This is a genomic window from Ruegeria sp. BG6, assembly GCF_056538465.1.
In genome coordinates, this window is the sequence record NZ_JBQFTB010000007.1 from 80339 (window position 1) to 107030 (window position 26692).

Annotated in this window: 17 protein-coding genes; 6 read left to right on the forward strand and 11 right to left on the reverse strand. The window is 57.8% G+C overall.

The features are described from left to right. Positions 1 to 4 precede the first annotated feature (4 nt). The 3 genes from ACR0JW_RS13740 to ACR0JW_RS13750 form a co-directional block, all read right to left on the reverse strand. Positions 5 to 3190 (reverse strand): ATP-binding protein, encoded by a 3186-nt coding sequence (locus tag ACR0JW_RS13740; RefSeq protein WP_480714065.1) that lies wholly within the window; start codon positions 3188 to 3190, stop codon positions 5 to 7. A gap of 152 nt (positions 3191 to 3342) precedes the next feature. Then, the gene (locus ACR0JW_RS13745) at positions 3343 to 4266 is read right to left on the reverse strand and encodes an SMP-30/gluconolactonase/LRE family protein (protein WP_170681697.1); all 924 of its coding nucleotides are present in this window, start codon (positions 4264 to 4266) and stop codon (positions 3343 to 3345) included. Between the two features lie 195 nt (positions 4267 to 4461). Next, positions 4462 to 5649, reverse strand: coding sequence for a YcaO-like family protein (locus ACR0JW_RS13750; protein ID WP_170825232.1), 1188 nt, complete (start codon positions 5647 to 5649; stop codon positions 4462 to 4464). Between the two features lie 38 nt (positions 5650 to 5687). Here ACR0JW_RS13750 and ACR0JW_RS13755 point away from each other — a divergent pair, with 38 nt between their 5' ends. Then, on the forward strand, positions 5688 to 8189 hold the full coding sequence (locus ACR0JW_RS13755) for an adenylate/guanylate cyclase domain-containing protein (protein ID WP_170681693.1): 2502 nt from the start codon (positions 5688 to 5690) through the stop codon (positions 8187 to 8189). Here the strand turns inward: ACR0JW_RS13755 and ACR0JW_RS13760 are convergent. Together ACR0JW_RS13760 and ACR0JW_RS13765 are read right to left on the reverse strand one after the other, a co-directional pair. Further along, positions 8183 to 8626: a hypothetical protein gene (locus ACR0JW_RS13760; protein ID WP_480714066.1), complete on the reverse strand. Its 444-nt coding sequence runs from the start codon at positions 8624 to 8626 to the stop codon at positions 8183 to 8185. The two genes, ACR0JW_RS13755 and ACR0JW_RS13760, sit on opposite strands and share 7 nt — an antisense overlap. 114 nt (positions 8627 to 8740) lie before the next feature. Next, positions 8741 to 9742: a LysR family transcriptional regulator gene (locus ACR0JW_RS13765; protein ID WP_480714067.1), complete on the reverse strand. Its 1002-nt coding sequence runs from the start codon at positions 9740 to 9742 to the stop codon at positions 8741 to 8743. Positions 9743 to 9822: 80 nt separating this feature from the next. Here ACR0JW_RS13765 and ACR0JW_RS13770 point away from each other — a divergent pair, with 80 nt between their 5' ends. Further along, complete coding sequence (locus tag ACR0JW_RS13770) at positions 9823 to 11352, forward strand: trimethylamine methyltransferase family protein (RefSeq protein WP_170681689.1); 1530 nt, start codon at positions 9823 to 9825, stop codon at positions 11350 to 11352. Here the strand turns inward: ACR0JW_RS13770 and ACR0JW_RS13775 are convergent. After that, positions 11343 to 12089, reverse strand: a complete 747-nt coding sequence (locus tag ACR0JW_RS13775; protein WP_170681687.1) for a sulfotransferase-like domain-containing protein — start codon at positions 12087 to 12089, stop codon at positions 11343 to 11345. The genes ACR0JW_RS13770 and ACR0JW_RS13775 overlap by 10 nt on opposite strands. 47 nt (positions 12090 to 12136) lie before the next feature. Here ACR0JW_RS13775 and ACR0JW_RS13780 point away from each other — a divergent pair, with 47 nt between their 5' ends. From ACR0JW_RS13780 to ACR0JW_RS13790, 3 genes are read left to right on the forward strand one after another with little or no spacing between them, the layout of a single operon-like run. Then, positions 12137 to 14503, forward strand: coding sequence for a GcvT family protein (locus tag ACR0JW_RS13780; RefSeq protein ID WP_480714068.1), 2367 nt, complete (start codon positions 12137 to 12139; stop codon positions 14501 to 14503). Next, on the forward strand, positions 14500 to 16878 hold the full coding sequence (locus tag ACR0JW_RS13785; protein WP_170681683.1) for an FAD-dependent oxidoreductase: 2379 nt from the start codon (positions 14500 to 14502) through the stop codon (positions 16876 to 16878). Before ACR0JW_RS13780 ends, ACR0JW_RS13785 begins: the two co-directional genes overlap by 4 nt. Continuing rightward, positions 16875 to 18200, forward strand: coding sequence for an aspartate aminotransferase family protein (locus tag ACR0JW_RS13790; protein WP_170681681.1), 1326 nt, complete (start codon positions 16875 to 16877; stop codon positions 18198 to 18200). The genes ACR0JW_RS13785 and ACR0JW_RS13790 overlap by 4 nt, the downstream gene beginning before the upstream one ends. A 226-nt stretch (positions 18201 to 18426) precedes the next feature. On the opposite strand, the gene ACR0JW_RS13795 is transcribed toward ACR0JW_RS13790, so the two are convergent. The 5 genes from ACR0JW_RS13795 to ACR0JW_RS13815 form a co-directional block, all read right to left on the reverse strand. Further along, complete coding sequence (locus tag ACR0JW_RS13795) at positions 18427 to 20106, reverse strand: Na/Pi cotransporter family protein (RefSeq protein ID WP_480714069.1); 1680 nt, start codon at positions 20104 to 20106, stop codon at positions 18427 to 18429. Positions 20107 to 20300: 194 nt separating this feature from the next. Next, on the reverse strand, positions 20301 to 21653 hold the full coding sequence (gene pbfA, locus ACR0JW_RS13800) for a (R)-1-hydroxy-2-aminoethylphosphonate ammonia-lyase (RefSeq protein WP_480714070.1): 1353 nt from the start codon (positions 21651 to 21653) through the stop codon (positions 20301 to 20303). A gap of 106 nt (positions 21654 to 21759) precedes the next feature. Next, complete coding sequence (gene phnY / locus ACR0JW_RS13805; protein ID WP_480714071.1) at positions 21760 to 23223, reverse strand: phosphonoacetaldehyde dehydrogenase; 1464 nt, start codon at positions 23221 to 23223, stop codon at positions 21760 to 21762. A gap of 3 nt (positions 23224 to 23226) precedes the next feature. Continuing rightward, positions 23227 to 24471, reverse strand: coding sequence for a phosphonoacetate hydrolase (gene phnA, locus ACR0JW_RS13810; RefSeq protein WP_170681675.1), 1245 nt, complete (start codon positions 24469 to 24471; stop codon positions 23227 to 23229). Positions 24472 to 24491: 20 nt separating this feature from the next. Beyond that, on the reverse strand, positions 24492 to 25679 hold the full coding sequence (locus tag ACR0JW_RS13815) for a 2-aminoethylphosphonate--pyruvate transaminase (protein ID WP_480714072.1): 1188 nt from the start codon (positions 25677 to 25679) through the stop codon (positions 24492 to 24494). A 120-nt stretch (positions 25680 to 25799) separates the two neighbouring features. Here ACR0JW_RS13815 and ACR0JW_RS13820 point away from each other — a divergent pair, with 120 nt between their 5' ends. Then, positions 25800 to 26684, forward strand: coding sequence for a LysR substrate-binding domain-containing protein (locus ACR0JW_RS13820; protein ID WP_170612114.1), 885 nt, complete (start codon positions 25800 to 25802; stop codon positions 26682 to 26684). The last annotated feature ends 8 nt before the right edge of the window (positions 26685 to 26692 follow it).

Here is a 26692-nt window from a genome sequence, read left to right on the forward strand (position 1 = left end):
CGTCTTAACCAAGATCCGCCAATGCCGCGTCTATTCGGGCCAGCATTGGCGTCTGCCCGGCCGTTTCAACAATGACGCGGGCTTTGGTCAGGTGTTCGAAGGCCAGTTGACGCTTTTTTCGGGCCTTGTACAGAAGCCCCATGATCATGTCGCAACGGGCGATGTAGTGGCCCTTGTCGTCAAACTGCGGGTTTTTGCGAATTTCCGCGATCATCTGGATCAGCTTCTTCTCGCCAAAAATCATGACCCAGACAACCGAGCGGAAGTTCTTCAAGAACACGCCAAGCGAGCTTTCGCCTTCACCAGTGAGTATGGCCAGATACAATTCGCACAGGAATAGCCGGGCCCAGTCGGCAGACACCTGCGTTCCTTCATCCGTGCGCTTCCGGATCGCATTCTCGACCTGTTGCAGCCCGGCAGCCACCTGGCCGTTCAATGCGTAGGCCACGCCCAGCATCGTCGCCGGGCCCATCGTGAACAGGGTCCATCCCTTTTCGGCGCAGTTGTCTATGTGTTTCTGAACAATCTCGATGGCCCCGGGCTTTTGCAGCGGCACCATGGCTGCGACCCGGGCCGCCTCGGCAATGGCGAGTTCAAATTCCACCTGTGAAGCCTTGCGCGCCTCTTCGGCCATTCGAAGCGCCAGTTCGTGGTCGTCCGTGACCATCGCAATCAGCGCCTTCATCGCGGTTCCGTAACCCAGCGAACGTGGGTCATTCTTGGATGTCCCGATCGCAATCATCCGGTCCGATGCCGCATGTGCACGCGCAACACGGCCCCGGGTCAGTTCGTTCCAGCCCATCGTTGCCAGAAAGAAGTTCTGAATATACGCGTCATCGATCTTGCTGAGAATCTCCTCCACCTCGCGCGAGCGGGCGTCGAATTCCGTGTTTTCGATGGGGGCAAAATAAATGGAAACCGAAAGCTCGTTCACCATGGCATATGCCTGCGAGGCCGGGTCTCCCAGTCGTTTCGCCATGGCGGTCAGTTCCTGCTGAACCCAATGCGCTTCGCGGTATTTGCCGTTGCACACCAGGCAGGACACATAGTGGTGCAGGAACAGCGCGTGATGAGGGTTGTCACCAACCTGCGCAAGAATGGGCCGCACTGTCCCGGCCAGTTCGATAATCGTCTTGACCCGCAACGAGATGTTCGAACAAAGCGCGAAACTGGACAGAAAGCGGGCAAAATGCTCTTTCGAGGCTATATCGGGGTCGCGCTGATACAGCTCCAGCGCGGAATCGAAATACCGATTGGCTTCGTCCAGTGAATAAACGCCAAGGCTCTTGTCACCTGCCATCACGTTGTAGCGGAAGGCCTGATCTGTCCGATCGGTCTGCCCGTAGTGAAAGGCCAGCGTGTCCGCCGCTTCCTGCAACCTGTTCGCGTTTCGTAACGCCAGATTATCGGCAATCGCAAGATGCAGTTCAGACCGGCGCGAAGAGACAAGGCTCTGGTAAACCGAATCCCGCAACATCACATGTTTGAAAATGTAGTCCGACGAATTAGGTTCGCGATACAGCACATCCTGTGCCTGCAAACGCTTCAGTGCCGCCCCCGTTTCTTCCGAGTTCTCGACAAGTTGCGACAACAGCCCCGGATCAAACCGCCGTCCAATGACGGCTGCGGCCTGCAATACCGGTCGGTCCTCAGCCAACACCCGCTCCATTCTGGCGGTCAACAGGCTGCGCATTGTGACGGGCAATCCGCTTTTGCTGATGTCAGCATCAAAACTGGCTTTGCGCCCCTCGACACGCAACGAACCCTGATCCAGCAGAAAGCCCAGGATCTCTTCGCCAAACAACGGGTTTCCTCCGGCCCGTTCCACCAGTTGCGCGGCAAAGCCGTCCGGCAGAACATCGACACCTAGCCGGTGTCGCGCCAGTTGAGCGAAATCCTCGGTATCCAGAGGTTTCAGGGCAACCGTCGTAACGGACACTTCGTCCAGCCATGGCGGCGTGTATTCCGGTCTTCGGGTCTGGATGAGCAGTAGATTCTTCAGGTCGTCCCGCAGGATCAGAGCACGCAGCAGATCCTCGGTCGCGCTGTCCATCCAATGGGTGTCTTCGATCAGAAGGATCACCTGCTCCTTTTCGCAGCGTGCCTTCAACAACAGTGGCAGCAGTTCTCGCGTGCGCAATCCGATCAGAACGCCGTCCAGTCCATCCAGCGATCCGGCAGGCGGCGTGAGGCCCAACAGGTTCAGAAGAAGTCCCAGGCTTTCATCGCTATACTGATCCCAGATCCTGAGACCCGACTCCACTTTGTTGGCAACTTTGACGGGATCATCGCCGTCGCTGATCAGGAAAGCCTTTCGGACAATTTCCAGAATTGGCAGAAACGGAACATGTTGGCCGTCGGCAAAGCAGTATCCCGTCAGAACCGTCACACCCTCGCTGCCGATCCGTTGCAGGAACTCGAACACAAGGCGGGTTTTGCCAAGCCCCGGCTCGGCAACCAGATCGATCGCCTGAAGCTTGCCTTCCGTCCGGGCCAGCGCCGCTGACATCACATTCAACTCGTTGGTGCGACCGACATAGCTACTGAGACCCTTGGCCATTGAGGCGTCGAACCGGGTGGCATCATCGTGAATGCCCTGCAGTTCCCAGAGCTTTTGCGGAGCCGAGAACCCCTTGACCTCTTGTTCGCCGAAAAAGCTGAGCTCTGTCACCCACTCGACCAGTCCCCGCGTTGTATCACACAGCAAGGTGCCGCCGGGCGGGGCGAGGTTTTCCAGCCGTGCCGCCAGATTTACCGTACTGCCCACTGCGGTTGTTGGCCCATCGTCGCCCTGAACGGCCGCCATCAGGACGTTGCCGGAACTGATACCAACGCGCATGTGGGGGCGAACGCCGAACCGGGCCTCGATACTGTCAGCCTCGGCATGAAACGAGGCATGGATCGTTTTGGCCGCCCGACAGGCCCGCAGCGCTGGATCTTCCAGCGCGTCAGGGATTCCGAACAGGGCCATGATGCTGTCGCCCGCGAATTCGCGCGCTGTTCCGCCATGCTCTTCGACGCCTTTCACCAGCATGTCGTAAACCAGCCGAACGAACTCCAGCGCTTTTTCTTCGCCCAACTCAGCAACGATTTGGGTATAGCCGACCATGTCCGCGAACAGTACGCAGACCTGGCGTCGTTCCCCCAGATCAACCGGTCGACGCGTTCTTATGTTGCTGACATCCCCCATTTTGACAGAATGTTTACAACACCTTGGCATCTCTCGCCAGCACTAGGCATCACCTTGCCGTTAAGGCAAGCGTGGCTGACAGCCAAAATGTCACGGGAAATGCTACCGTGGGTTGTGTCCGGCGCGCGTAGGTCAGATTTCGTGCGAAACCTTCAGGCAGTGAAGGCCAGTTTCAGCCCTGGGCGCGGCCATCTGGTTTTGTAGATCTTGCCGGTGCTGGACGCCGTGATCCACAGATCACGCATATCCGACCCCCCAAAGCACATGTTGGTTGTAAACAGATCCGGCACCGGGACATGCTCGGTTGTCCCGTCAAGGTTGAACACCGTAATGCCACCATTGAAAATCGTGCCGACGCAAACGCGCCCGTCTTCTTCCACCCTCAGACTGTCCAGCCACTGATATCCGGGCAAGGTTTGCACGACATTGCCGGGCATGCCGGGAATCGGTCCCGCTTTGACTTGCCCCGGTCCAGTGATTTCCATCGCCCAAAGCCTGCCGAATACGGTGTCCGAGACATAGACCGTCTTGCCGTCTGGCGACAGTCCGACCCCGTTTGGCATTGGGATTGTCGCCGCTTTGATCAGGGTTTTTCCGTCGATTGAGGCATAGTACAGTCCGCCATAACGCGTCGACTCTTCATCCTCGATACCGGTATCGGTGAACCAGAAGCCGCCAGATTCATCAAAGACGATGTCGTCCGGGGCGATCAGCCGCTCTCCTTCGTAGGAATCGAACAATTGCGTGACGGCACCGGTTTCCAGATCAACGCGGTGAACCGACCCGCCCTGATAGTGCGGACGAATGGGAGCGGGAACCGTGATCTGGTCAGGACCAAATGGAACGAAACTGTAAACGCCTCCGTTATTGCAGACATAAGCGGCCCCATCAGGTCCGATCGCGACGCCGTTTGGTCCGCCTGGAATTTCGGCAACCTTGGCAACTTTGCCATCCGTGCCCAGTCGAACCAACGTCTGTTCCTTGATGTCGACGAACAGAACCGACCCGTCGTTCATTGCCACGGGACCTTCCGGAAACCCCAGTCCGCTGCATACTTCTTCCAGTTTCAATGACATTCTCAAACCCCCTGTTCACGCCAGTTCTGTCGACTGTCATAAATTGTATGACGATGAAATAACGTTACTTTTCAATCTACGAGGCCAGCACGTCAAGACAAACCGTACACAAGGATGGTCCTTCCTGACGGGTCCGTGACGTCACACAGCCGTGCCAAAGGGGTAGGGCTTTCCGGCAAGACAGGGCTGTACCGCTCACAGCCGCAGGACGACCTTGTTCGGGGTCTTGGCGACCGGGGAGAGGTCCAATGCGTCGGCTTGCATCAGGCGCGGAATTCCAAAGCGGGGCTTCCAGTGGCACAAGTCGGGCGAAACGGCTCGCCAGACAGGCAGGTTGAATTCCGGCCTGGTCAGGTCGACAAACGCAAGGCGGATCCCTGCGGCAGACAGCCTGTTTCCAATGCTTCGTGGTTCGGTAGGCAAGGGCGACGGGGTCGGCGATGCAGATGATATTGGGGGCGTGTCGATAGAAACCTCGGATAACCAGCGCGCCAATCCCGGTCGTCTGTGCGCTTCCTGTGCGCCGTTTTTGACCACCAGAAACATTTGCGCCATCTCGCACAGCGCGCTGAGCGCAGCATGTCGATACGTTGGTGCCGAAGCAAAACCAAATGCGATATGCCCTTGGGCGCTGACACCCGTCGCGGCCACGCTGGGAACTTCCAAGTCGGTGGTTATGTTCACAAGCGTCGGAACCATGTCGTGGCTTTTACAGCGCTCGATAAATGCTTCAACTTCACTTCCCAGCAGGCGCGCTTCTATTGTGGGCCGCGACCGGCAACCGTACCACCATCGCCCGGTGGCATCGCGTTCTATCAATTCGAACAAGGCAGCACTTCTTGCTTGGTTGTCGGTTTGTCCTGCCGCACAACCGTTTGTGTCTGTTCTGGTAAACACCTGTGTGGACACATCATTGATGAAAACCGAGTCTGCTGGAAGCCAGATTGGTTGGCCTTGCAATCCCACGCCCTGTATCCAATCAATTTCCTCGGATTGGGTATCAAGGATTTCATCGACACCGGAATAGTTCGCGTTGAATTTGTCAGGGCGCGACAGCTGAGTTTCAGAAAACCCGCAAAGCATGCGGGGGTTCCAAACCTCGCCGGAAAGCTGATCTTCCCTGGCACGCACAGTTACCAGATCGGGCCACCGGCATGCGCTTGCCAGTTCGATTGCCGACCCGACCCCGCTTTCTATCGAAAATCCGTGCGTCAATCCCCTGCCAGAGCCCACGCGCCCGGCACCCAGTAACGCGGATTCAGGCCAAAGCGGAAAAGCGTTCAGTGATGTTTCGTTGGGGTGGACCAGATTGCAATAGGCCGGCCAGCCATCGGGCGAAACGCGAACTTCATCGAAATACTTTGAAAGTTCATCTATACTCATGAGGCTAATTGTAAAGAATCCGTAGTGTTTCTGCCATAATGGAACAGATTGAACGCATAACGCCTGTTGTTTTGACCCCGTCGAACAGCGCCTCTGCGGATGTGTCCATACTTTTCCTGGACATGGTGTCCTACAGCCGTCGCGTCGCTGAAAACGAAGCCAAGACACTGGACTTCATGTCAAACTGCTTCGATGCGATCCGTATTCTTGCGCGCCGATTTCGCGGTGAGTTGGTCAAGACAATGGGCGACGGCGCGTTGCTGTACTTCTCAGACGTGGAATGTGCTGTTGATTTTGGGCTGGAACTTCACCGGATTGTTGACAAACAGCAGGTTGAGGAAGCTGAACCGTTCTTGTTCCGTGTCGGAATACATATCGGCGAAGTAAGGTTCAAAAATGGGGACGTCTTCGGGCAGACCGTCAATATTGCGTCCCGTCTTCAAAGTATCGCAGAACCCGGCGAGTGCATAATATCGAAGGACGTTTTTTCCACACTATCGGACAAGAGCAGCCTTCAGTTTGAATCCATTGGCGTTCCGAAGCTCAAGAACATCACAGCCCGCATCCCGGCGTATCGTGTTCTGGACCCGTTGCAACGCAATCGTTTGGCTGATTTGCACCGGTTCGCCGGCCTCAATCTCATCGGAACGGACGGTGCCGACCCCGCCGCGACATCGAAACCGCTAGGGACCAGGGCGCGCGGTATTCTGGCATATCTTGCGTTGAATTCGGGCGGCTACGAGACGATCGAACGCATCGAAACGCTGTTTGGCGGTAAGGAAGTCGTCAGTGCCGCGCTTGCTGAGCTGGCGGAAAGCGAAACTGGTCTTGATGTTCAGGTTTTTCCCGATAGCGCGTTGATCCATCTTGATGTGGAACTGGATCGCACGGACCTTGGGGGAATGCTTGGCGATCTTCGGCAAAACAAGGTTCCGGAAAGATTGATCCTGGAGGCCAACTGGCCGCAGGAAATCCTTGCAGGTCTGGACGATATTACCCCACTCCTCGACAGCTGGCTCAGGATTACACGCGAGCGCTGGAAATGGTTGCTGCTGAGTGAAATGGAGCGTTTTCTTGAGCGCACCTATCCCGGAAACGAGCAGCGAGAGCAAGTTGCCCAGATCATCCTATTACAGGAGCCTGGGCACGAAAGTGCGTCACTTGCGAAGATCGAATGCCGCCTGGAACACGAAGACCGGGGTGGAGCGCTCGAGGAATTCAGAAGGCTCAAGAGGTTCCTGTTCGAGCATTACGGGATCTCGCCGGGTAAGCGCATTCAGCAGTTGATACAGGCGATACGAGGGAAAGCACCGGCACCGCAACAGCCACGCACAAGCGACATTCCGTCAAATATCGGACTTAAGATAGTCGTACACACATTCCAAGACGAATGCGTGGATTCAACTGCTTGGGAAGTCTCTTCATTTCGAGACGAGCTAATTGCCAACCTCTCCCGTTTCCGCGACTGGTCGGTTTTGGATGGGTCGGCAAGTTCATCGGACTCAACGAGAGCGTCGACAAACATGATTTACGATGTCGAGGGACGGCGCCACATGTCCGGAGACCAGCCCATGATGGCTCTTGTCCTGAAAGAGGCCGAAAACAGCAGGGTGATATGGTCCGAGGAGTTTTGCTTGTCCTCAGAGAACTGGCACGATGTACAGCACGAAATTCTCCGATCAATTGCTGCCAAAGTAAGAAGTTACATTTCACTCGACCGAATTTCTTCGACACTCGGTACGTCTGCCGGAGGCAAAGACGTCACGGACATGTGGCTGCGCGCCGATCGTGCGCTGATGGAGTGGACTGCAAACGGGGCGGAAAGCGCAGATGCGATTTTTCGTGAAATACTCAGAAACCACCCTGACCACGCACCGTCTTTGTATCGCATAGCCTCGATTTCGAACATTCAGCATGTGATCTGGCCCGGCCGGGTGCGCGATCAAAGTGAAATAGAAGAGGCGGACAGTTTTGCCGCACGTGCCGTTGCCATCGACCCGCTCGATGCCAGGGTCCAGCGAACGGTCGCCTGGACGGCCGCAATGAACGGCGCTTTTACACGGGCATCGATGCACCTGGAACTGGCGGCCAAACTCAACCCTTCAAGTCCAGCCACGTTGGCCAGTTGTGCCATGGGCTTCGCCTGGTTCGGCGACTATGACAAAGCCAAGTCGACCCTGACGCAATGCGAAGCCTTGTCCGAATTATTGCCGTCCTGGTGTTGGGCCTACCACGCCTCAACGTATTTCTTCCTCGACAGACTGGAAGACGCCCTGCGGGCCGCCGAGTTGGGGGGCGACAGTATCCCGGACACTCAAGGCTGGCTGGCTGCTGTCCATGCCAGAAGGGGTGACATGGATAAAGCTGGACGTGCATTCCAGGCCTTTTGGCAAAAGGTTTCGGAACATTGGACGGCACAAGATGAGGCGACGCCAAAACGGGTCGCCACGTGGTTCGCCCAGGCCTTCCCGATCAAAGAGCTATCCGACCAGCAAAAGCTTGGCGATGCAATTCAGGCGGCACGATTGGCGGCTTATTGACAGCGGTTCAGGAAAACCACGGCAAGTAGGTATTTTTTGGCTTCATCAGAGGCTGAATCTCCGCCCGACAACTGGACAACATGATCTGCAATCGTCCCCATATAACCATCAAACATATTCTGATTCTTTTCAGGGACGGGAATTGTCTTTTTGCACCGGTTTCCGATCTTTCTATCGTCTTCCAAGTTTACCGTAAGCTCACCGTCGGAAAATGTGTAGTGTACCCTATCTTGTTTTGTTAATTTTTTGTCAATGCCGTCTTTAATAGCAACTATGTTGCCTTTGCCCTCCATTTCGTCAAATACATTTTCAAAAAAATCGTTGATATCATTGCCGGGACCACCATGGTCTTTCATCCACTCATTGATGTAGTCACCGGCATCAATCATTCCGTTTTTGACATCATTATTATTATCTTTGACCAATATGTGTGTCATACTATTTCTCCTTACTATTGTGGTTCGTTAGCAAAACTTACTATATCAGTTAGTGTTATTCGCGCATTGGATTTCGACTGAGGCGTTTGAATTCCATATTTGATCCTCGGTTTTCTAACAATCCGGCCGGACCACTTCAGTGAGGGAGGATCCAGGGTCATATTCCACGTTTGTTGTTCCGACATCTCCCATATGCTTGGCAATTTGCTGTGTCAGCTTCTGTTTGGACATCTCAGCAAGCGCTTTTGGAAAACTCTGAAGCTCTTCTTTTCTGGCGACAACCGTCAAGGTGCGCGAGAGGCCGGAGACCGGAAGCTCATTCAATCGCAAGCTCATGTTCTCCACCAATCCGTCAATCAGCAAAGTTGGTGTCAAAAGGCTGAATCCCTGACCGGCAGAAACACAGGACGTAACCATGCTTGAGCGGTCCGCCTGAATGACCTTGTCGGGTTCAAAACGCAAACGGCGCAGGTGTTGTGCAATTTGGCGGCCGGCGTTTGTTGTATCTCCGAACCGAACCAAGGGCAGCCGCGTCTGGATCGCCTCAAGACTATCTGTCGGGCCATCATATATTTCGGGCAGAACCAGAAGGTATCTTTCGGTCAGAACGTGGTGCCGCTCAAGGCCATCCATGTCCAGAAAAGGATTTGAGGTGATCGCCAGATCCGCTTGCTTGGTCCTCAGCAAATGCTCGTGGTTGCCGCTTTGCCCGGCATGCAAGGTGATATCTTCGACGTTGAACACACGTTGGGCCAGGTCAATCAATGAAGGCGTCAGGGTCGTGGCGATAGAGGCTTGAATACCGACCCGAAGCAGGGTCAGGGATTTCTGGCCGACGTGGCGCAATTCGGTTTCCATGTCGGAAAACGCATCCAGAATCTTCTGCGCTTTGCTGTGCAGGCGCACGCCCGCGTAGGTCAGCCGGGCCGGACGTGTGCTGCGATCCAGAAGCAAGGTGCCAAAGGCCTTTTCCAACGCGGTGATGTGCTGGGATGCCGCCGGCTGCGAGAGATTGAGCAGTTTCGCGCCCGCCCGCATTTGACCTGTTTCCGCAACGGCAACGAAGATTTCGAGTGAGCGCATCAGGCTTGGCGACAGTTTGCGACGATCCAGCATAGCTCATCCTTAGTATAAATAATGATTATACTGTTGGGATTTTCTTGGTTTCCGTCAAGCGCCGGGTCAACAGTTTTGCCATGACACGTTCGCGCCCATCCCGCCGTCGCAGGGCGACGGAACTCCGCACCTCCGCCGAGATGCGTGCGCCGTTTATTCTGCGAAAGCTCTCGACCTTCAATGTGCTCAGCGAGGCGGGGCTGGAGCAGATCGAGGCCAATGCGGACACCATCCTTGCCGAAACCGGGATGGAGTTTCAGGATGACCCGGAAATCCTGAAGATTTTTGCAGATGCAGGCTGTGACGTAAACGGAACGCGCGTGCGGTTCGCACCCGGCTTTTGTCGAAAAACAATCACTGCAACCGCGCCCGCGCAATTCACGCAACATGCCCGCAATCCGGCTAACAGCGTTCAGCTTGGCGGAGAAGCCAGTGTGCTTTGTCCGGCTTGGGGGCCGCCTTTTGTGCACGATCTGGATCGCGGTCGTCGCTATGCCTCGCATCAGGATTTCATCGATCTGATCAAGCTGCATCATAGCCTGCCGTGGCTTCACCACTCGGGTGGCGTGGTGTGCGAGCCGGTGGACCTGCCTGCCAACAAACGCCACCTCGATATGCTATATGGACACATTCGCTATTCTGATCGGGCCTTCATGGGGGCCTTTATCGGGGCCGAGCGGGCAGCCCACGCGATCGACATGGCGCGGATCGTTTTCGGTGAGGATTTTGTGGCCGAAAATGCCGTCCTCTATTGCGTGTCAAACACCAACGCGCCCCTTGTGATGGACAGCCATATGTCGGGTGCATTGAAAACCTATGCGCGCGCCGGGCAGCCGGTTGCCTGCACGCCTTGGGTTCTGACGGGGGCCATGTCGCCTTCGACCGTTGCCGGAACGCTGGCGCAGGTGCTGGCGGAAACCATGGCTGCAATGACTTTGACCCAATTGGTGAACCCCGGCGCGCCCTGCATGATGGGCAGCTTTGCCTCGACCATGTCGATGAAGTCCGGCGCGCCAACTTTTGGCACACCCGAGGCCGGGTTGATGGTATTGGCGGCCGGACAGCTTGCCCGCAGGCTGAATGTACCCTTGCACACGGTTGGTACGCTCAGCGCCTCAAAAGTTCCGGACGCCCAAAGCCAGCAAGAGGCTACCTGGGGTCTGATGATGTCGATGTTCGCGGGCGCAAACCTGATCAACCACGCCACCGGTTGGCTGGAGGGCGGGTTGGTGACCTCGTTCGAAAAAACGATCCTGGATCACGATCTGTGCGGAAAGATCGGGCGTTTCTTCGAAGGCATCGACATGAGCGAGAATGCCCAGGCGATGGAGGCGATCGCGGCGACAGGCCCGGGTCGGCATTTCCTCGGGTCCGAACACACGCAGGCCAATTTCATGTCAGCTCTGTTCCGGCCCTGGACCCCGGATGACAATTCGTTCGAACAATGGCACGCGGCGGGAGAGATGGATGCCGCAACCCGCGCCAATGCAATTTGGAAAGAGCAGCTTGACGCATATGAAGATCCTGGTCTGGACCCGGACATTGACACGGAATTGCAGGACTATATCGCGCGGCGAAAGGCCGAGAAACCCGATCGGGACTATTTCTGATGAGCCTGGGTTTCAGCGATTTCACGCATCTGAGTGTAGTACGGCAGGTGACGCGCCACGTGGTCGGTGTATGGCCCGCCAAGCGCATCCAGTTCCGCCCGCACGTCCGTGACCACGGGCGCCTGGATCGCGCCGCTTTGCAGTACTTCGGTATGCCAGCTTTGCACCGATTGCCAGCCGTCCGGTACACTGCTGTCCCAGGAAAACGCATGCGCGAGATAGGGCAGCCCGACATGCGCCCAATAACGGCGCAGCGTCGCTTGCGGATCGCGGCGCAGTTGATCAGCGGTGATGACCAAAGGGTCAAGTCCCAGCTCTTTCAGTGCAGTGTACAGTCGGTACTGGGCTTCATGTCCCAATTCCAATCGGGTGAATTCGGGATCCCGTTTAGCATAAGACAGCGCCGCTTCGGCCGGGTCGCGCAGCAAAAATGCGTGGCTAATCTGATGAGAAAATTCGGGATCCAGCGGCAAGGCTTCGGTGACATAGTAAGCCATATCCTTGAAAAACAAGGGGTTGATTGCAGCCTTTGCGCGGATCATGGCCCGAATATCGTCGTATGTCGCAGGGTGCCCGGGTTCGGGCGTGAAACCCGGAAACAGCCGGTCTTTGGTGGTCAGATAGTGATGGTACATGAACGGCTCGTGCAGCACGGTCAGATCACCGCGCTCGCGCATGACACGTTCAAAAGCGGTCGAAACCGAGCGGGGATGGCACCACAAAGCATGTATCGTCATGCGCCGACCCTAAGTTCGGTGCCTTTGTCGCGTCAATGGAGGGCAGCATGACCCGTATCCTGATCATCGGGGGCGGCGCGATTGGTCTCAGCCTGGCCTACCATCTGGCCAAGCGCGGTGCTGAAGATGTCACCGTCCTGGAGCGAAACCAACTGACCTCGGGCACGTCGTGGCACGCGGCCGGGATCGTTGGTCCCTTGCGGGCAACTCCAAACATGACGCGGTTGGCGATGGCCGCACTCGAGGTATTTCCAGCCCTTGAGGCCGAAACCGGAATGTCGACCGGCTACCGCCAGACCTCAGGCTACTGGCTGGCACGCGATCCCGCACGTCTGGACGAGTTGCACCGGATTGCGGATCTGGGTCAGACGCTGGGATTGAGCCCGCAGATGGTCTCGGCCTCGGACGTACCCCTGACGCAGCTTGATCTGAGTGGTCACGTCGGCGCCCTGTTTGTGCCTGAAGATGCCAATGTGAACCCGGTCGATTTGTGCATGGCTTATGCCAAAGGTGCGCGCGACAGTGGTGTAAAGATCCATGAGCACACCGGTGTTCAGGCCCTCCGCAAGTCGGGCACTCGAATCATTGGCGTAACCCTGACCGATGGGACCGAACTGGACGCAGATCAGGTGGTCATCGCCACCGGTGCCTGGTCACGCGAGTTGGCGGCCAGCGTGGGCGTGGCGCTGCCGTTACAGGCGGTCGAACACATGTATGTGGTCACTGAACCCATGGCCGGCCTGCCAAACCCATTTCCGGTGATCAGGGATCTGGACCGGGGCATCTACATTAAGGGCGACGCGGGCAAGCTGGTGATCGGCGGCTTTGAACCCAACGCCAAATGCTGGGACGCCTATGGCCCCGAAGGCGACCGCCCTTTTCTTGAGATGACCGAAGATTGGGACCAGTTCACCCCCTTCATGGAGGCCGCGTTGGAGCTGTGCCCCAGCCTTGAAACCGTGGGCATCCAGCATTTCATGAATGGCCCCGAAAGCTTTACGGCGGACACCCGGCCAATTGTAGGTGAGACCTCGGTTGATGGCCTGTTTGTGGCCGCTGGCATGAATTCGGTCGGGGTGATGTCTTCCGCAGGAATTGGACGGGCACTGGCGGATTGGGTGATCGACGGCCACCCCTCCATGGATATGTGGGAGGTCGATGTGGCCCGGGTCGACCCCGATACGGCGACTGCCGGGCACATGGCGCAACGCATGGAAGAGGCTGTTGCGGATCTCTTTGCCTTGCACTGGCCGTATAAGCAGCCCCAAGCTGGGCGGGGTTTGCGGACCACCCCCTTGCACGACCGCTGGGCTGGGGCCGGGGCACATTTCGGGCTGACAGCAGGTTGGGAGCGTGGGCTCTATTACGGCCCGGCACAGGATTATTCCATAGCCGATCAGGGGTGGTGGCCTCTGGCCGAGGCGGAAGCGGCTGTCATGAGTCATGGCACCGCCCTAATCGAGTTGAGCCCGTTTACCAAACTGGACATCACCGGCCCGGAGGCTCTGGTGGCGCTGAATCGCCTCACCACCGCGCAGATGGACGTGCCTTTCGGTCGGGCTGTCTACACCCAGATACTCAATGCGCGCGGCGGCATCGAGATGGACGTGACCATCACGCGGCTGCGCGGGGATGCGTTTCACCTGACCTCGGGCGCGGCCACACGCAGACGCGACCTGACGTTTCTGCGCCGCCACCTGAAGGGCGACGTCATGGTTCAGGACTTGACCGAGGCGCTCTGCACCATCGGTGTGATGGGGGCAGGCAGCCGGTCTGTTCTGCAAAGCCTGGGAGACCTTCCCGAGATACCCTTTGGCCACGCCGCCACCGCCGAATTGGCGGGCACTTCATGCCGTGCGACCCGTGTCAGCTTTGTTGGAGAGCTAGGCTGGGAACTGACAGTGTCCAATGCGTATGCCCCCAAGCTGTTCGATGCGTTGCGAAACGCAGGTGCAACCCCATTGGGTCATTACGCCGTGGATGCATGCCGATTGGAAAAGGGTTTCAAACATTGGGGGCATGAGCTTGGCCCCGAGATCACTCCGCTTGAAGCCGGTCTGGGGTTCACCATCGATTGGTCCAAAGAGTTTGTGGGTAAAGCGGTGTTGGAACAGCAAAAACACCAGGGGCTGCATCGACGTCTTGTCCTGCTGCAGGTTCAGGGCGCGGCCCTGCTGCTGCATGACGAACCGGTGTTCGAGGACGGCACCTATGTCGGGTTGACAACTTCGGGTGGACGCGGGCTACGAACGGGGCTGAACCTGTGTTTTGCCATGGTATCGGTCCGGCTGGGCGAGACATTGGACGAGACATGCGGCCGAATTTTCACAATTCGGGTCGCAGGGCAGGACTATCCCGCGCAGCCCCTGCGCCGCCCGCCCTTTGATCCGTCGGGCGAAAGGATGCGCGCATGAACAAGGCGCAGGTAACGATCATCGGCGGTGGGGCCATGGGCGTCTCGCTGATGTATCATCTGGTCAAGGCAGGTTGGTCCGACGTTTTGCTGGTCGAGAAGAACGACCTGACCCATGGGTCGACCTGGCATGCGGCCGGGCTTTGCACCCATTTCGCGCACAATCCCACGATTCAGGAACTGCGTGCAACTTCTGTCCGGCTTTACCGGGATATTTTACCGCAGGAAACCGAGCGCGATTGTGGGTTTCATCGCTCGGGTGCGATGCGGATAACGCGCAACCCCGACCGGATGGACGAGTTTCGCCACGTGGCCGGCCTGTCCGAGTTCACCGCCTATCCGCTGGAGGTGCTGACACCGGAACGGATCGCCGAACTGTTCCCTTTGGTAAAACTGGATGGGTTGATCGGCGGGATTTATGAACCCGATGACGGCCACGTAGACCCAACGCTTGCAACCCACGCGATGGCCGAGGTCGCCCGGCGTGGCGGTGCCCGGATCCTGCGCAATTGCGCGGTCATCGCGGTTAAGCGCCAGCAGGATCATTGGTGGATCGAAACCGAGAAAGAGACGATCGAGACTGTCCACGTGGTCAACGCCGCAGGCACTTGGGGCTGGGAGGTTGGCCGCATGATGGGGCTCAACATCCCCTCGGTTCCTGTGCTGCACCAATATCTGGTGACAGACACGGTCGACGCCGTGTCGTCCCGGATACAGGAGGGCCTGCCCGAGTTGCCGATCATCCGAGACCCCGAGGAAAGCTGGTACGTCAGACAGGAACGCGACGGGTTAATCCTTGGGCCCTATGAAAAGAACGCCAAGGTCTGGTCGGTGGACGGTGTACCGCCGGATTTCGGCGCGGACCTGATGCCGCCGGATCTGGACAGTGTCGAACACATCATCATGGCCGCGATGCAGCGTATTCCGGCGCTGGAAACGGGTGGCGTGAAATCGGTGATCAACGGCCCCATTACATTCACGCCGGACGCCAACCCCCTGATCGGGCCTGCGCATGGCTTGGAGAACGCCTGGCTGCTGACCGGCTCGTCCATGGGCGTGATGGAGGGCGGCGGCGCAGGCTGGTTCCTCGCCCACTGGATGACCCATGGCGCGCCGCCAATGGATGCGCTGGCAGTGGACAGCCGACGCTTTGGCGTCTGGGCGGATCGTGACTATCGCGTGGCCAAGGCCATCGAATGTTTCGGTCTGCAATTCGGTGTGCACTACCCGCACGAGGAACGTCCCGCCGGGCGCGGCCTGCGCCTGTCTCCGCTGCACGACCTGATGGTCGAGCGCGGAGCGGTGATGGGGGCGGCCTATGGGTGGGAGCGTCCGAACTGGTTTTCGGACATGCCCGGGGCTGTGGCCGATGAAACCTTCCGCCGCGCCAATTGGTTCGAACATGTGGCGCGAGAGGTCGACGCCGCGCATAACCGCGTTGCGATGGCAGATTTGTCGGTTTTCTCGAAATTCGACGTCACCGGCCCGGATGTCGTCCCGTTTCTGGAAGCGCTGGGCGCAAACCGCGCACCCGCGCCTGGCCGCATTGGGCTGACCCACGCGTTGACACCTGCGGGTGGTGTACTGTCGGAGTTCACCGTCACGCGTCTGACCGAAGACCATGCCTACCTCACTAGTGCCGCAGCGGCGGAGCAGATCGATTATGATCTGTTGACAGATGTCGCCGAAGGTTTTGACGTCATGGTTCGAAACGTCTCCGAGGATCTGGCGGTCATCGGCGTCATGGGACCCAAGTCTACTGACGCTCTACCCGAATTGGTCGATATGCCCTGGCTGACCGCGCGCGAGACCCACGTGGCGGGCATCCCCCTGCGTGCTCTGCGTGTGTCCTATCTGGGCGAATGCGGTTGGGAGTTGCATGTCGCCAATAAGCATGCGGCAAGGCTCTTCGTAATGCTTGAGGAGACCGCGAAACCTCATGACCTTGGGTTTTATGGGGCCTATGCCGCAAATTCCATGCGTCTCGAAAAGGGTTATCGTGGCTGGGGCAGTGACCTGACGACCGAGCGCAGCCCTCTTGAGGCTGGGCTGACCCCGTTTGTCCGCAACGACCTGCGCACCAAGCTGGCCCGCGACGACGCGTGGGACATGGTGCTGCTGGATGTCGAAGCCGGTCAGGTCGATCCGTTCTACGCGCACACGATATGGAAAGACGGGGTGCCGGTAGGGATCGCCACCTCGGGGGCCTATGGTCATCGCACCGGCAAGGTCCTTGCCTTGGCCTACCTGCGTGACCCGACCGAGCGCGAGGGGCTGACCATCTCGATCCTGGGTCAGCACCGTGCCGCGACCATCCTGGCGGAAGCCCCCTTTGACCCCAATAACCATCGACTGAAAACCGGAGGTTCCAAATGACTGACCACCCCCTTCACACCGACTGGGACTTCTCGAATACCGCCGCGCGACGGGACCGGTACTATGCCGCTTCGCTGACGCGGTTTACGCCCTTCCGCGAGCCCATTGTGTTCAAAAAAGGCCAGGGCCAATACCTGTGGGACACGGACGGGCGGAAATATACGGACTTGTTGGGGATGAATGTCTGTATCTCGGTCGGGCACTCGCACCCACGCGTGGTGGCAGCAGCAAGTGCGCAGGCGCAGGAACTGACCCACTGCACGACAATGTTCTACCACCCGACACCCGCACATCTGGCCGAGGAACTGGCCGCGACCATGCCCAAGGGCCATGAATGGGTGGTGCATCTGACCAACTCCGGGTCCGAGGCGATTGATCTGGCGATGACCATGGCGCGTACCTATACCGGCAATCTGGACCTGCTGGCGTTGCGCACTGCTTATCATGGGCCCACTGCCGCAGCGCAGTCGATCACAGGTATTGCCGGGTGGCGCCACCCGGGTATGCCCGGCAACGTCGCCTTCGTTCCCGAACCCAACCAGTATCGCGGCATCTTCGGGCCAGGTACCCAGCCGTATCTGGAAGAGATCGACCGCACCATCGCCACAGCGACATCCGGTCAGGTGGCGGGCATCTTTGTGGAAAGCGTGCAGGGCTATGGCGGCATCATCGAAATGCCGCCGGGCTATATGTCCGGCGCAGCAGATCGCGTGCGCGCGGCAGGGGGTCTTTACATTGCCGATGAGGTTCAGTCAGGCTTTGGCCGCACCGGCGAACACTTCTGGGGGTTCGAGGCAGACAGCGTTGTCCCCGACATCATTGTCATGGCCAAGGGCCTTGGAAACGGCTTTCCGATCGGAGCGGTTGTGGCCAAAAAACAAGTTGCGGCGCCGATGGCCGAAAGGTTCATGTTCCACACCTACGGCGCCAACCCGACCTCGGCCGCCGCAGCCCGTGCCGTTCTGGCCGTTATGCGAGACGAAGGGCTTCAGGAAAACGCCCGTATTGTGGGCGCGGCGCTGTTGGAAAGGCTTAATGACTTGAAAGACAAGTACAAGGCCATCGGTGATGTTCGCGGCAAGGGACTTATGCTGGCGCTGGAATTCGTGAAAGACCGGGACAGCAAAGCGCCTGACAAGGAGATGACAGCAGAGGTCTTCGAAGCCTGCCGCGCGCAGGGGATCATCCTGTCAAAGTCCGGTCCTTTCCAGCAATGCCTACGGATGGTGCCGCCACTTTGTTTGTCCTTGGAAGATGTGGACCAGGTGGCAAACAGCCTCGACCAGGCGCTCGAAATGGCTGAAGGTACTGCCCATGGATAAAGGATAGCCCTGTGAAACTGCTGAAAGCGGTGGCGCGACAAGGGCCCTTTTGAGGGACCCGCCAATGTCGATTGGCTAGGTGGAGTTCGAGCCTAGGATGTTGATTGGTTCAGGCAAGCTCTGACCGACAAGGGTGCGCATCTGTATCCGGGGTCGGAACCAGCGCAAGGCCACCGTCAGACTTTGCGAACACCGCTATCAAAAAGGCAAACGAGTTGAGACGATCTCACGGACCGCTTGGCTCGTCGGCAATTTCCTTGATCAATCGCGTCTCCAACAATTGCCCATAGCGGTACAGGACCGGGTAGGCGACAGAGGCGATGTGACTGTTGAACTCTCGAAACGCACGCAAAGTCTCCAGATGCATATCGCTGGTCTCGAAGCTTTCCGTTGTCCCATGTTGCAATCGGCGCAGGTGCCGCTTGCGGCTGTCACGTTCCACCCGTTTTATTTCGGTTTTTTCAAGGCTCAGCAGCCGCGCGCTTTCCAGATCGTCTGAAATAAGCACATTCGAAGCCAGTTTCATATTCGACAGAATGCTCTCGTGCATGTGGACGAGTTCCGACCAGCCCTCTTGCGAGAAACTTGAACCCTTGGCGCGCATTTCGCCCGCCAAAACAGTCAGGCGTTTGGCAACAACATCCCCGGCCGTTTCAAGCCGAATAGCGAACTCCATCAGATCGCGCGCGGTTTTGGCATCCTGTTTTTCGTATAATTCAGCCGGTATCGCTGCAACAAAGGTTCGAATACCCGAGAGGCACTGGTTCACTTCCTCGTCAATCGCCTGAACAGACCGGATCTGTTCCTTATCACCGTGTCGGTACAGTTCCAGCACCGGGCGGAACATGGTCTCGAGAAGATCGCTCATCCGCAGAAGTTCCCGCTTCAGGCTCGGCAGCGCTTGGTTTGGGTTCGAAACGCATCTGATGTCCAACGCACTGACCGGCCTTGCGGGTTGCGGCTTCTGTTCTTTTTGGGGGTCTGGCAAAAGCGTTTCGAACAGTGCCTGCAAGCGCCCGCAAAACGGAAGCGCCATAACCAGCAGTGACAGGTTGAATGCAAGATGCACATTGACGAGCATCTGTCCCCCCTGCGGTTCTCCCAATAGCCCGGTTCGCAGGGCCAGGTTCGCCACAAACAGGGTCACCAAAGCCCAACTGCCCCGCAGCGCCAGGTTTGCATATGGGATACGTCGGGCCGTCACAGGCATTCCCCGGGTCAGCCAGACCGGAATGAAGGCCGAGCCAAAATTCGCGCCAAGAACCAATGACATACCGGCGGCAAAAGGGATTGCGCCGATCTGTGCAAGCGTCACGCACATAAGGATGGCCGCGACCGACGAGTGCATGACAAAAGCCAGGGCACCCCCGACAAGGAAGGCCGTGATGTAATCGCGCGCCAGATAATCGGCGGCGGCGGGCAGAAATGCACTGTCCCGGATGGGGTCCATCGCCTCGCGCAGGAACCTCAGCGAGATCAGGATAAATGCCACGCCCATCAGAATGCGCCCAAGCTGCCGTGCTTTCTTGGCTTCGGTCTTGACGAACAGATAGCCGCCAATGGCCAGAAGCAGCGGCACAAGCCAGTCCAGCCGGAAGGACAGGATCTGAATGATCAACGCCGAGCCCAGATCGCCACCCAGTACAATCGCCAGACCGGCTGGAAAGTTCAGCATCCCACTGGCGGCAAACCCGGACGTGAGCAAAGCCACGGCGGCCGAGCTTTGCAACACGACCGCCATCATCAACCCAACCACCGAGGCCTGCAGGTAGCTGCGCTGTCGCGTCATCACCCGTTGGAAAAACGCGCCGTAGCTGCGTTCGATTCCAGTGCGTACCATGCGTACTGCGTAAAGCAGAAGCATGGTTGCCCCGGCCAAACTGATAACGAAGGCGATAATTGCCATGCTTCACTCCGGCTTCAAAACAGGTTTTTGCACCGCAGTTTGTTTGCGATCCGCTGCAGATGGCTTTTGAGCCTTAGGCGACGGCAAACAAGGACGGGAAATCCGGTCTATTTTGCAGCATCTTATTGGGTTGCGCCAAGTGCGCCCGTTACCGAACTAATTGGCGATCTTGCCCGCCGCTATGGCCAGTCGGCTCAGTTTGCCTCTGTGATTGCGGCAACAACGATGTCGATGGCACGATCCAGTTCAGTTTGCGAAATCGTCAGCGGCGGCGACAGGGTCAGAACGCAACCCTGGCTGATCTTATAGCTCAACCCCGCTTCGAGACAGGCATAGTAGATCTGTTCCGCGCGCGCATTTCCGGGCGTCTTGCTGGAACGGTCCGCGACAATCTCGATACCGAACATAAGGCCGCGGCCCCTGATGTCACCGACGATGGGAACATTCTGAAGGGCGTCGACCAGGCGCCCCATCGCGTATTCGCCCAACTCAGCCGCGCGCTGGACCAAGCCCTCGTCTTCTATGATTTGCAGTGTCGTCAAAGCGGCGCGAGAGGTTACGGGGTTCTTTTCGTGCGTGTAATGCCCAATGGCAAAGTCCCCGCAAACATCCAGATTTTTCCGTGCGATGCAGGCGGCAATTGGCAGGATACCCCCGCCCAGCGATTTGCCGATGGTGACAATGTCGGGGATGATTTCATCATGCTGGAACGAGAACATCTGCCCGGTCTTGCCCAGCCCGGTCGGAATTTCATCCAGGATCAGCAATGCGCCGTGCCTGTCGCAAATTTCGCGCACACGCTTCCAGAAACCCGGTGGCGGCACGATGGGCACGGCACGCATCGCCTCGGCCACGACGGCGCAGATGTCGCCTTCGCGTTCCAGCACATAGTCGATCATGTTGGCGCAGGCTTCGGCGCTGGCTTCAAGCGTTGTGTGCCCATAGGGGCATCGGGTGGGGTGAAAGGGTGCTACATGCTCGGTTCCCGGCAAAAGCGGCCCGGCGATGTGGCTGCGGAAAGTGGCCTCGCCGCCAACGCTTGCCGCGCCAAAGCCCGCTCCGTGGAAGGCGTCCCAGAAGCTCAGCGTCTTGAAACGGCCCGTCGCGGCGCGGGCGATCTTAAGCGCGACTTCATTGGCGTCCGAACCGCCGGTGGTGAACAGTACCTTGCCCAGATCGCCCGGGGTGATGGCCACCAGCTTTTCGGCCAGTTCCACCGCCGGGTCATTGGTGAAACGGCGTGGGGCAAAGGGCAGGTCGTCCAGCTGATCCTTGATCGCCTGCACCAGACGGGGATGGCCATAGCCAATGTGATGTACCGAATTGCCATGGAAATCCATGTAGCGGCGGCCGTCGAGATCCTCGATCCAGATACCTTCGGCTTTGGCAATCGTGCTGACGCAGGGGCTGGACAGGGACTGATGCAGGAACACATCCGAGTCGCGTTTCAGCAGCGGCGATGATTTGGGCCCGATGGACTTCTTCAGCCAGGCTTTGCGGGCTTCCGAGGTATTCGATTCCCCTTCTGTATGGACAATCTGTGGCATATCCGTTTCTCACTGTCGTTTTGGAAAAGGGGCGGGCCCCGAAGGGTCCGCCAGTTCCGGGGAGAAATTTCCTGGACCCCTCCTGTTTGCAGAAGGGGCAGGGACGTCAGCCAGGCCAGGGCAGCGAATAAGTCTTCACGTTGGTAAAGAACTTCATAGCTTCGATAACGCCTTCCTTCACGCCGTTTCCGCTGTCCTTGATTCCGCCGAAGGGCGACATTTCGATCCGGTAACCCGGCTGTTCCCAGATGTTGCATGTGCCCACGTTCAGCCCGTTTATATAGGCTATGGCGCGGTTCAGATCGTTGGTGCATACGCCTGAGGACAGGCCGAACTCGGTCGAGTTCGAGATTGCCATCACCTCTTCGTCGTTGTCGGGCACACGTACAATGGGGACGATCGGGCCAAAGGTTTCCTCCATCACCAGTTCGCTGCCATGGGGCACCTTGTCGACCACGATCGGCGGCAGAAGCGCGCCCTGACGGCCCGGATGATAAAGGATTTCCGCGCCCTCTTTTTCGGCCTGATGAACGCGGTTCTCAAAGACTTCCGCCGCCTTGTCGTGGATCACGCAGCCCAGTTCGGTTTCAGGATCCTGCGGATCGCCGAACTTGATCTTTTTGGCCTTCTCCAGAACCAGCGGCACAAATCTGTCGGCCACGCTTTCCTGCACGAGGATCCGTTTGACTGCCGTACAGCGCTGGCCGGAATTGCCGGTGGCACCTGCAACCGCAATCGTGGCAGCCTTGTCCAGATCAGCATCGCTGAGGTCGTTGAGGACGATCAGAGGATCATTACCGCCAAGTTCCAGTGCCTGACGTTTGTAGACGCCCTTTTCGGCAATCATCTTGCCCACAGGCACGCCGCCGGTGAAGGTGATGATGTCGATATGCTCGTTGGTGATCATCTCGTCGCCGATGTCAGCGGGCCAACCGGTGACAACCTGGAACATCTCGGGCGGCAGCCCCGCCTCGTACAGAATATCCGCCAAGGTCAATGCGGTCAGCGGGGTCAATTCCGTCGGTTTGCAGACCATGCAGTTGTTGGTGGCAATCGACGGCGCGATCTTGTGGCTGACCATGTTCAGAGGGTGGTTGAACGGCGTGATCGCGCTGATCGCCTTTACCGGCTCACGCATTGTAAAGATCTTGCGGGCCTTGCCGTTATGGGTCAGATCGCACGAGAAAATCTCGCCATCATCCTTCAGCGCCTCAGCGGCAGCGAACTGATAGACATCCTGCGCGCGCTTGGTTTCGTAGATCGCGTGCTGGTGGCAGATGCCCAGTTCAAGCGTCAGCCACTTGGCCAGATATTCGCGCTTTTCTCCGATCAGTTCACCCGCGCGCTGCAGGATCTGGCTGCGTTCATACCGGGTGAGCTTTGGTTTGTAGTTCGCCGCAATCTCGAAAGCCTTGCGCGCATGCTCGGCGGTTCCGGCCGGAACGTACCCCACAACTTCGTTGGTGTAGGGGTAGTGCACCGGAACGGTTTCGTCGGTGAAGACAATTTCACCGCCGATCCGCATTCCTTCGTTTCGTATTCCGATGTTCGACATGGTCTGATCTTTCATGACTTACTGTGCCGCTGCTGTGGTTGCGTAGAAGAAGGCGTCGAAATTACGCAAAACCGGTTGGTTGGGCAGGTCGATGACGCGGTTCACGATGAACGGAACCTCTTGCTCGGTCAAACCGCCATGGCTGCGCAGGGGTTCCTTCAGGGCCGCCAGATCGTGACGGTGCTCGGACGTGCCAATGCAGATGTTCTCGCCCGAGACCATCACGATGTCGCCAATCCGGTCGCCCGGCAACTCGAACTGCTCGATGGCTTCGGCCTTGGTCAGCACGTGGGTTATTCCCTCGGTCGCTCTGAGTTTTGCAATGATGTCATCCTGATCCGCGCCTTCGGGCAGATAGGCGGTGGCGAAAGACCCCAATGCGCCGTGATGCACGACATAAGGATCGGTAATCGGCAGGATGACCCGCGCGGCGTCCTTGCCCAGCCATTCGTCCATCAGATCCTGCGCATAGACAACGGCGGGCGAGCCATCAGGCAAGTGCTTTGGCTTCATGCCGTGGTCGGCGGTCACCACGATGGCGGCACCCAACGCGTCCAGTTTGCCCAGATAGCGATCGAACATCGCGTAGAAATCCAGCGCGCCTTGCTGTTCGGGCGCAAACTTGTGCTGAATATAGTCTGTGGTCGACAGATACATCACGTCGGGCTTGAACTCTTTCAACAGCTTGACGCCGGCAGCAAAGACAAACTCGGACAGTTCGGCCGAGTAAACCTCGGGGACGTCCATGCCCAACCATTTGCTGGCATTGTCGATGCCGTGCTCAGCCATAGTCGTCTCGCCCGAACGTTCCGAAGAAAAGGCGACTGCACGGCCTTCGTCGAACTTCAGCCCTGCACCAAGAAGCGCGCGCAGCTTGTCCTTGGCGGTTACCATGGCGACGCGGAACCCGGCATCGTAGAATTGCGAGAAGATGGTCGGTGCACGCAGGAAACGCACGTCATTCATCATGACTTCTTCGCCGCTGTCCGGGTCAATCAAGTAGTTGCCACAGATGCCATGCACGATGGGCGGGCGTCCGGTGGCGATCGACAGGTTATTGGGGTTGGTAAAGGACGGGATCACGGAATGGGCCAGCCGGTCGGTGCCTTCTTCGCGCATCCGCTTGAGGTTGGGCATCAGGCCCTTGGCAATCGCAACCTCCAGATATTCAGGCTCGCACCCATCCAGGCAGATGGCGATTGCGGGGACCTTGGGCGTCGGATAGACGCGCTCGTTTGCTACAACGGGGGTTTGGATGGTCATCTTGTCATGTTCCTTGATAGTTAGGCAGCCAGTTTGGCGCGTTCTTGCAGTGCCCGGAGGGGAGGTGCCGCGTTGGTCACGCCCATCTCCTCCAATGATTCCTTTGCGGCGGTCACGACCATTCGCATGACGTGTTCGTCCATTTGGCCGATGCATCCGACGCGGAAGCTGTCGACCACCGTCAGTTTGCCCGGGTAGATGATGAAGCCCTTGGACTTCATCAGGTTATAGAACTGATCAAACACGAAGTTTTCGTCCGCGGGACAGAAAAAGGTGACGATAATCGGGCTGAGCCAACGATTGTCCAACAACGTCTCAAAGCCCAGCTCGCGCATTCCGGCGACCATCACATCGCGATTTCGGGTGTAACGCCCGCCACGGCCGGGTACGCCCCCTTCGGCGGCGTGTGCCCTGAGTGCCTCGATAAAGGCGGCAACCACATGTGTTGGCGGTGTGAACCGCCACTGGCCGGTTTTGTTCATGTGCACCCACTGTGCGTGCACATCCAGAGACAACGAATGGCTGTTGCCCTTCGCGGCTTCAAGCTCGGATTTACGGGCGACGATGAAGCCGAAACCGGGCACGCCTTCGATACATTTGTTGGCCGAAGACACCATCGCCTCGTAGCGGATTTCGGAGGGCTTGAGTTCCACCGCGCCAAACGCCGACATCGAGTCGATCAGAAGTTTGCGCCCGGCGGCATAGGTGACTTCGGATATCTCCTCGACAGGATTCAGAATTCCCGAGCTGGTTTCGCAGTGAATAGCGACCACATGGGTGATGTCGGGATCCTCGGCAAGAATGCGGGCAACTTCCTCGCCCCTGGGCGGCAGGTAATCCCCTTTGTCCAGAACGACATGGTCGCGCCCCAGATATTCCAGGGTCTGCGCAGATCGTTGCCCGTAGGCGCCATTTGCAAGAACAAGTGCCTTGCCATTGGCTGGAATAAACGACGCAAGCATCGCCTCGACCGAGAACGAACCACTGCCCTGCATGGGGACGCAATCGTAGTCGTCAGCCCCTTCGCCAAGCAACGCCAGAAGGCTGGATCGGACTTCGCGCGTCATGGCACGAAAGTCGTCATCCCAACTGCCCCAATCCTTCAACATGGCTTCTTTTACAGCATAGGACGTTGTCAAAGGACCGGGTGTCAGAAGATATGGTTCACCGAGGCGAGGAGGTTCGATTTTTTCGTTGGAAGGCGTCATATCCATGCTCCAGAAAAGCGTTTTCAAGAACACAATTGCAGCAACGGTTGCTATATGTGAAATTGCAATTATCGATCTAATTATAAGCTCAGCCTATGTACTGGGAAACGGGGATACGCGATGCGGCACAGTCAGCTTAAAGCCTTTCATTTTGTGGCTAAACACGGTGGTTTTTCGCGTGCAGCAGAAGCCTTGTATCTGACACAGCCGGCCATTTCCGAGCAGGTGCGAAAGCTGGAACAGGATCACGATTTGTTGTTGTTCCAGCGCGAACGGAAACGTGTGACCCTGACCCATGAAGGAGAGCAGCTTTACAGATACACCAAACAATATTTCGAGATCGAAGATCAGATCGAGGACTACCTTTCCGAGACCAAGGCCGTGGTTGATGGAGAGCTGCGCATCATCGCCGACTCAGCGCACCACCTGACAGCCTTTCTGGGGGCTTTTCAGAAGAAGAATCCGAACGTCACAATCACCGTGCGCTCGGGCAATACCGAGGAAATTCTGGAGGAACTCCGGTCCTATAATGCGGAGATCGGCGTTGTCGGCAGCCTGTCGCCGGGCAAGGACATGGAAATTCTGAGCCTTGGATCCACCGAGATCGTTGCCTTTGCGGCCCAGGGTTTGCTTTTGGCGTCCAAACCGACCCTGTCCCTGGAAGAGTTGTCAAAGCTGCCGCTTATCTTTCGCGAGACCGGGTCAAAAACGCGCCAGAAACTGGAAGATGAGGCCAAAAAGCACGGGATCATGCTTAAACCGGCGATCGTTGCCGAAGGGCGTGAAGCTATTCGGGAACTTGTGGCCTCCGGCGCCGGCATCGGTTTTGTTTCGCAGGCGGAATACGGGCATGATGACCGGCTGCGGCAGATCAAGTTGCAGGGGATCAACCTGCAAATGGGCGAGAGCATCATTTCGCTTTCGCAACGCCGCGAGGTGAAGATCATCCGCGCCTTCATGGAGTTCGTGCAGCGGACTTTGAAAGAAAACCCCGCCAATAGCTGATTGGCGGG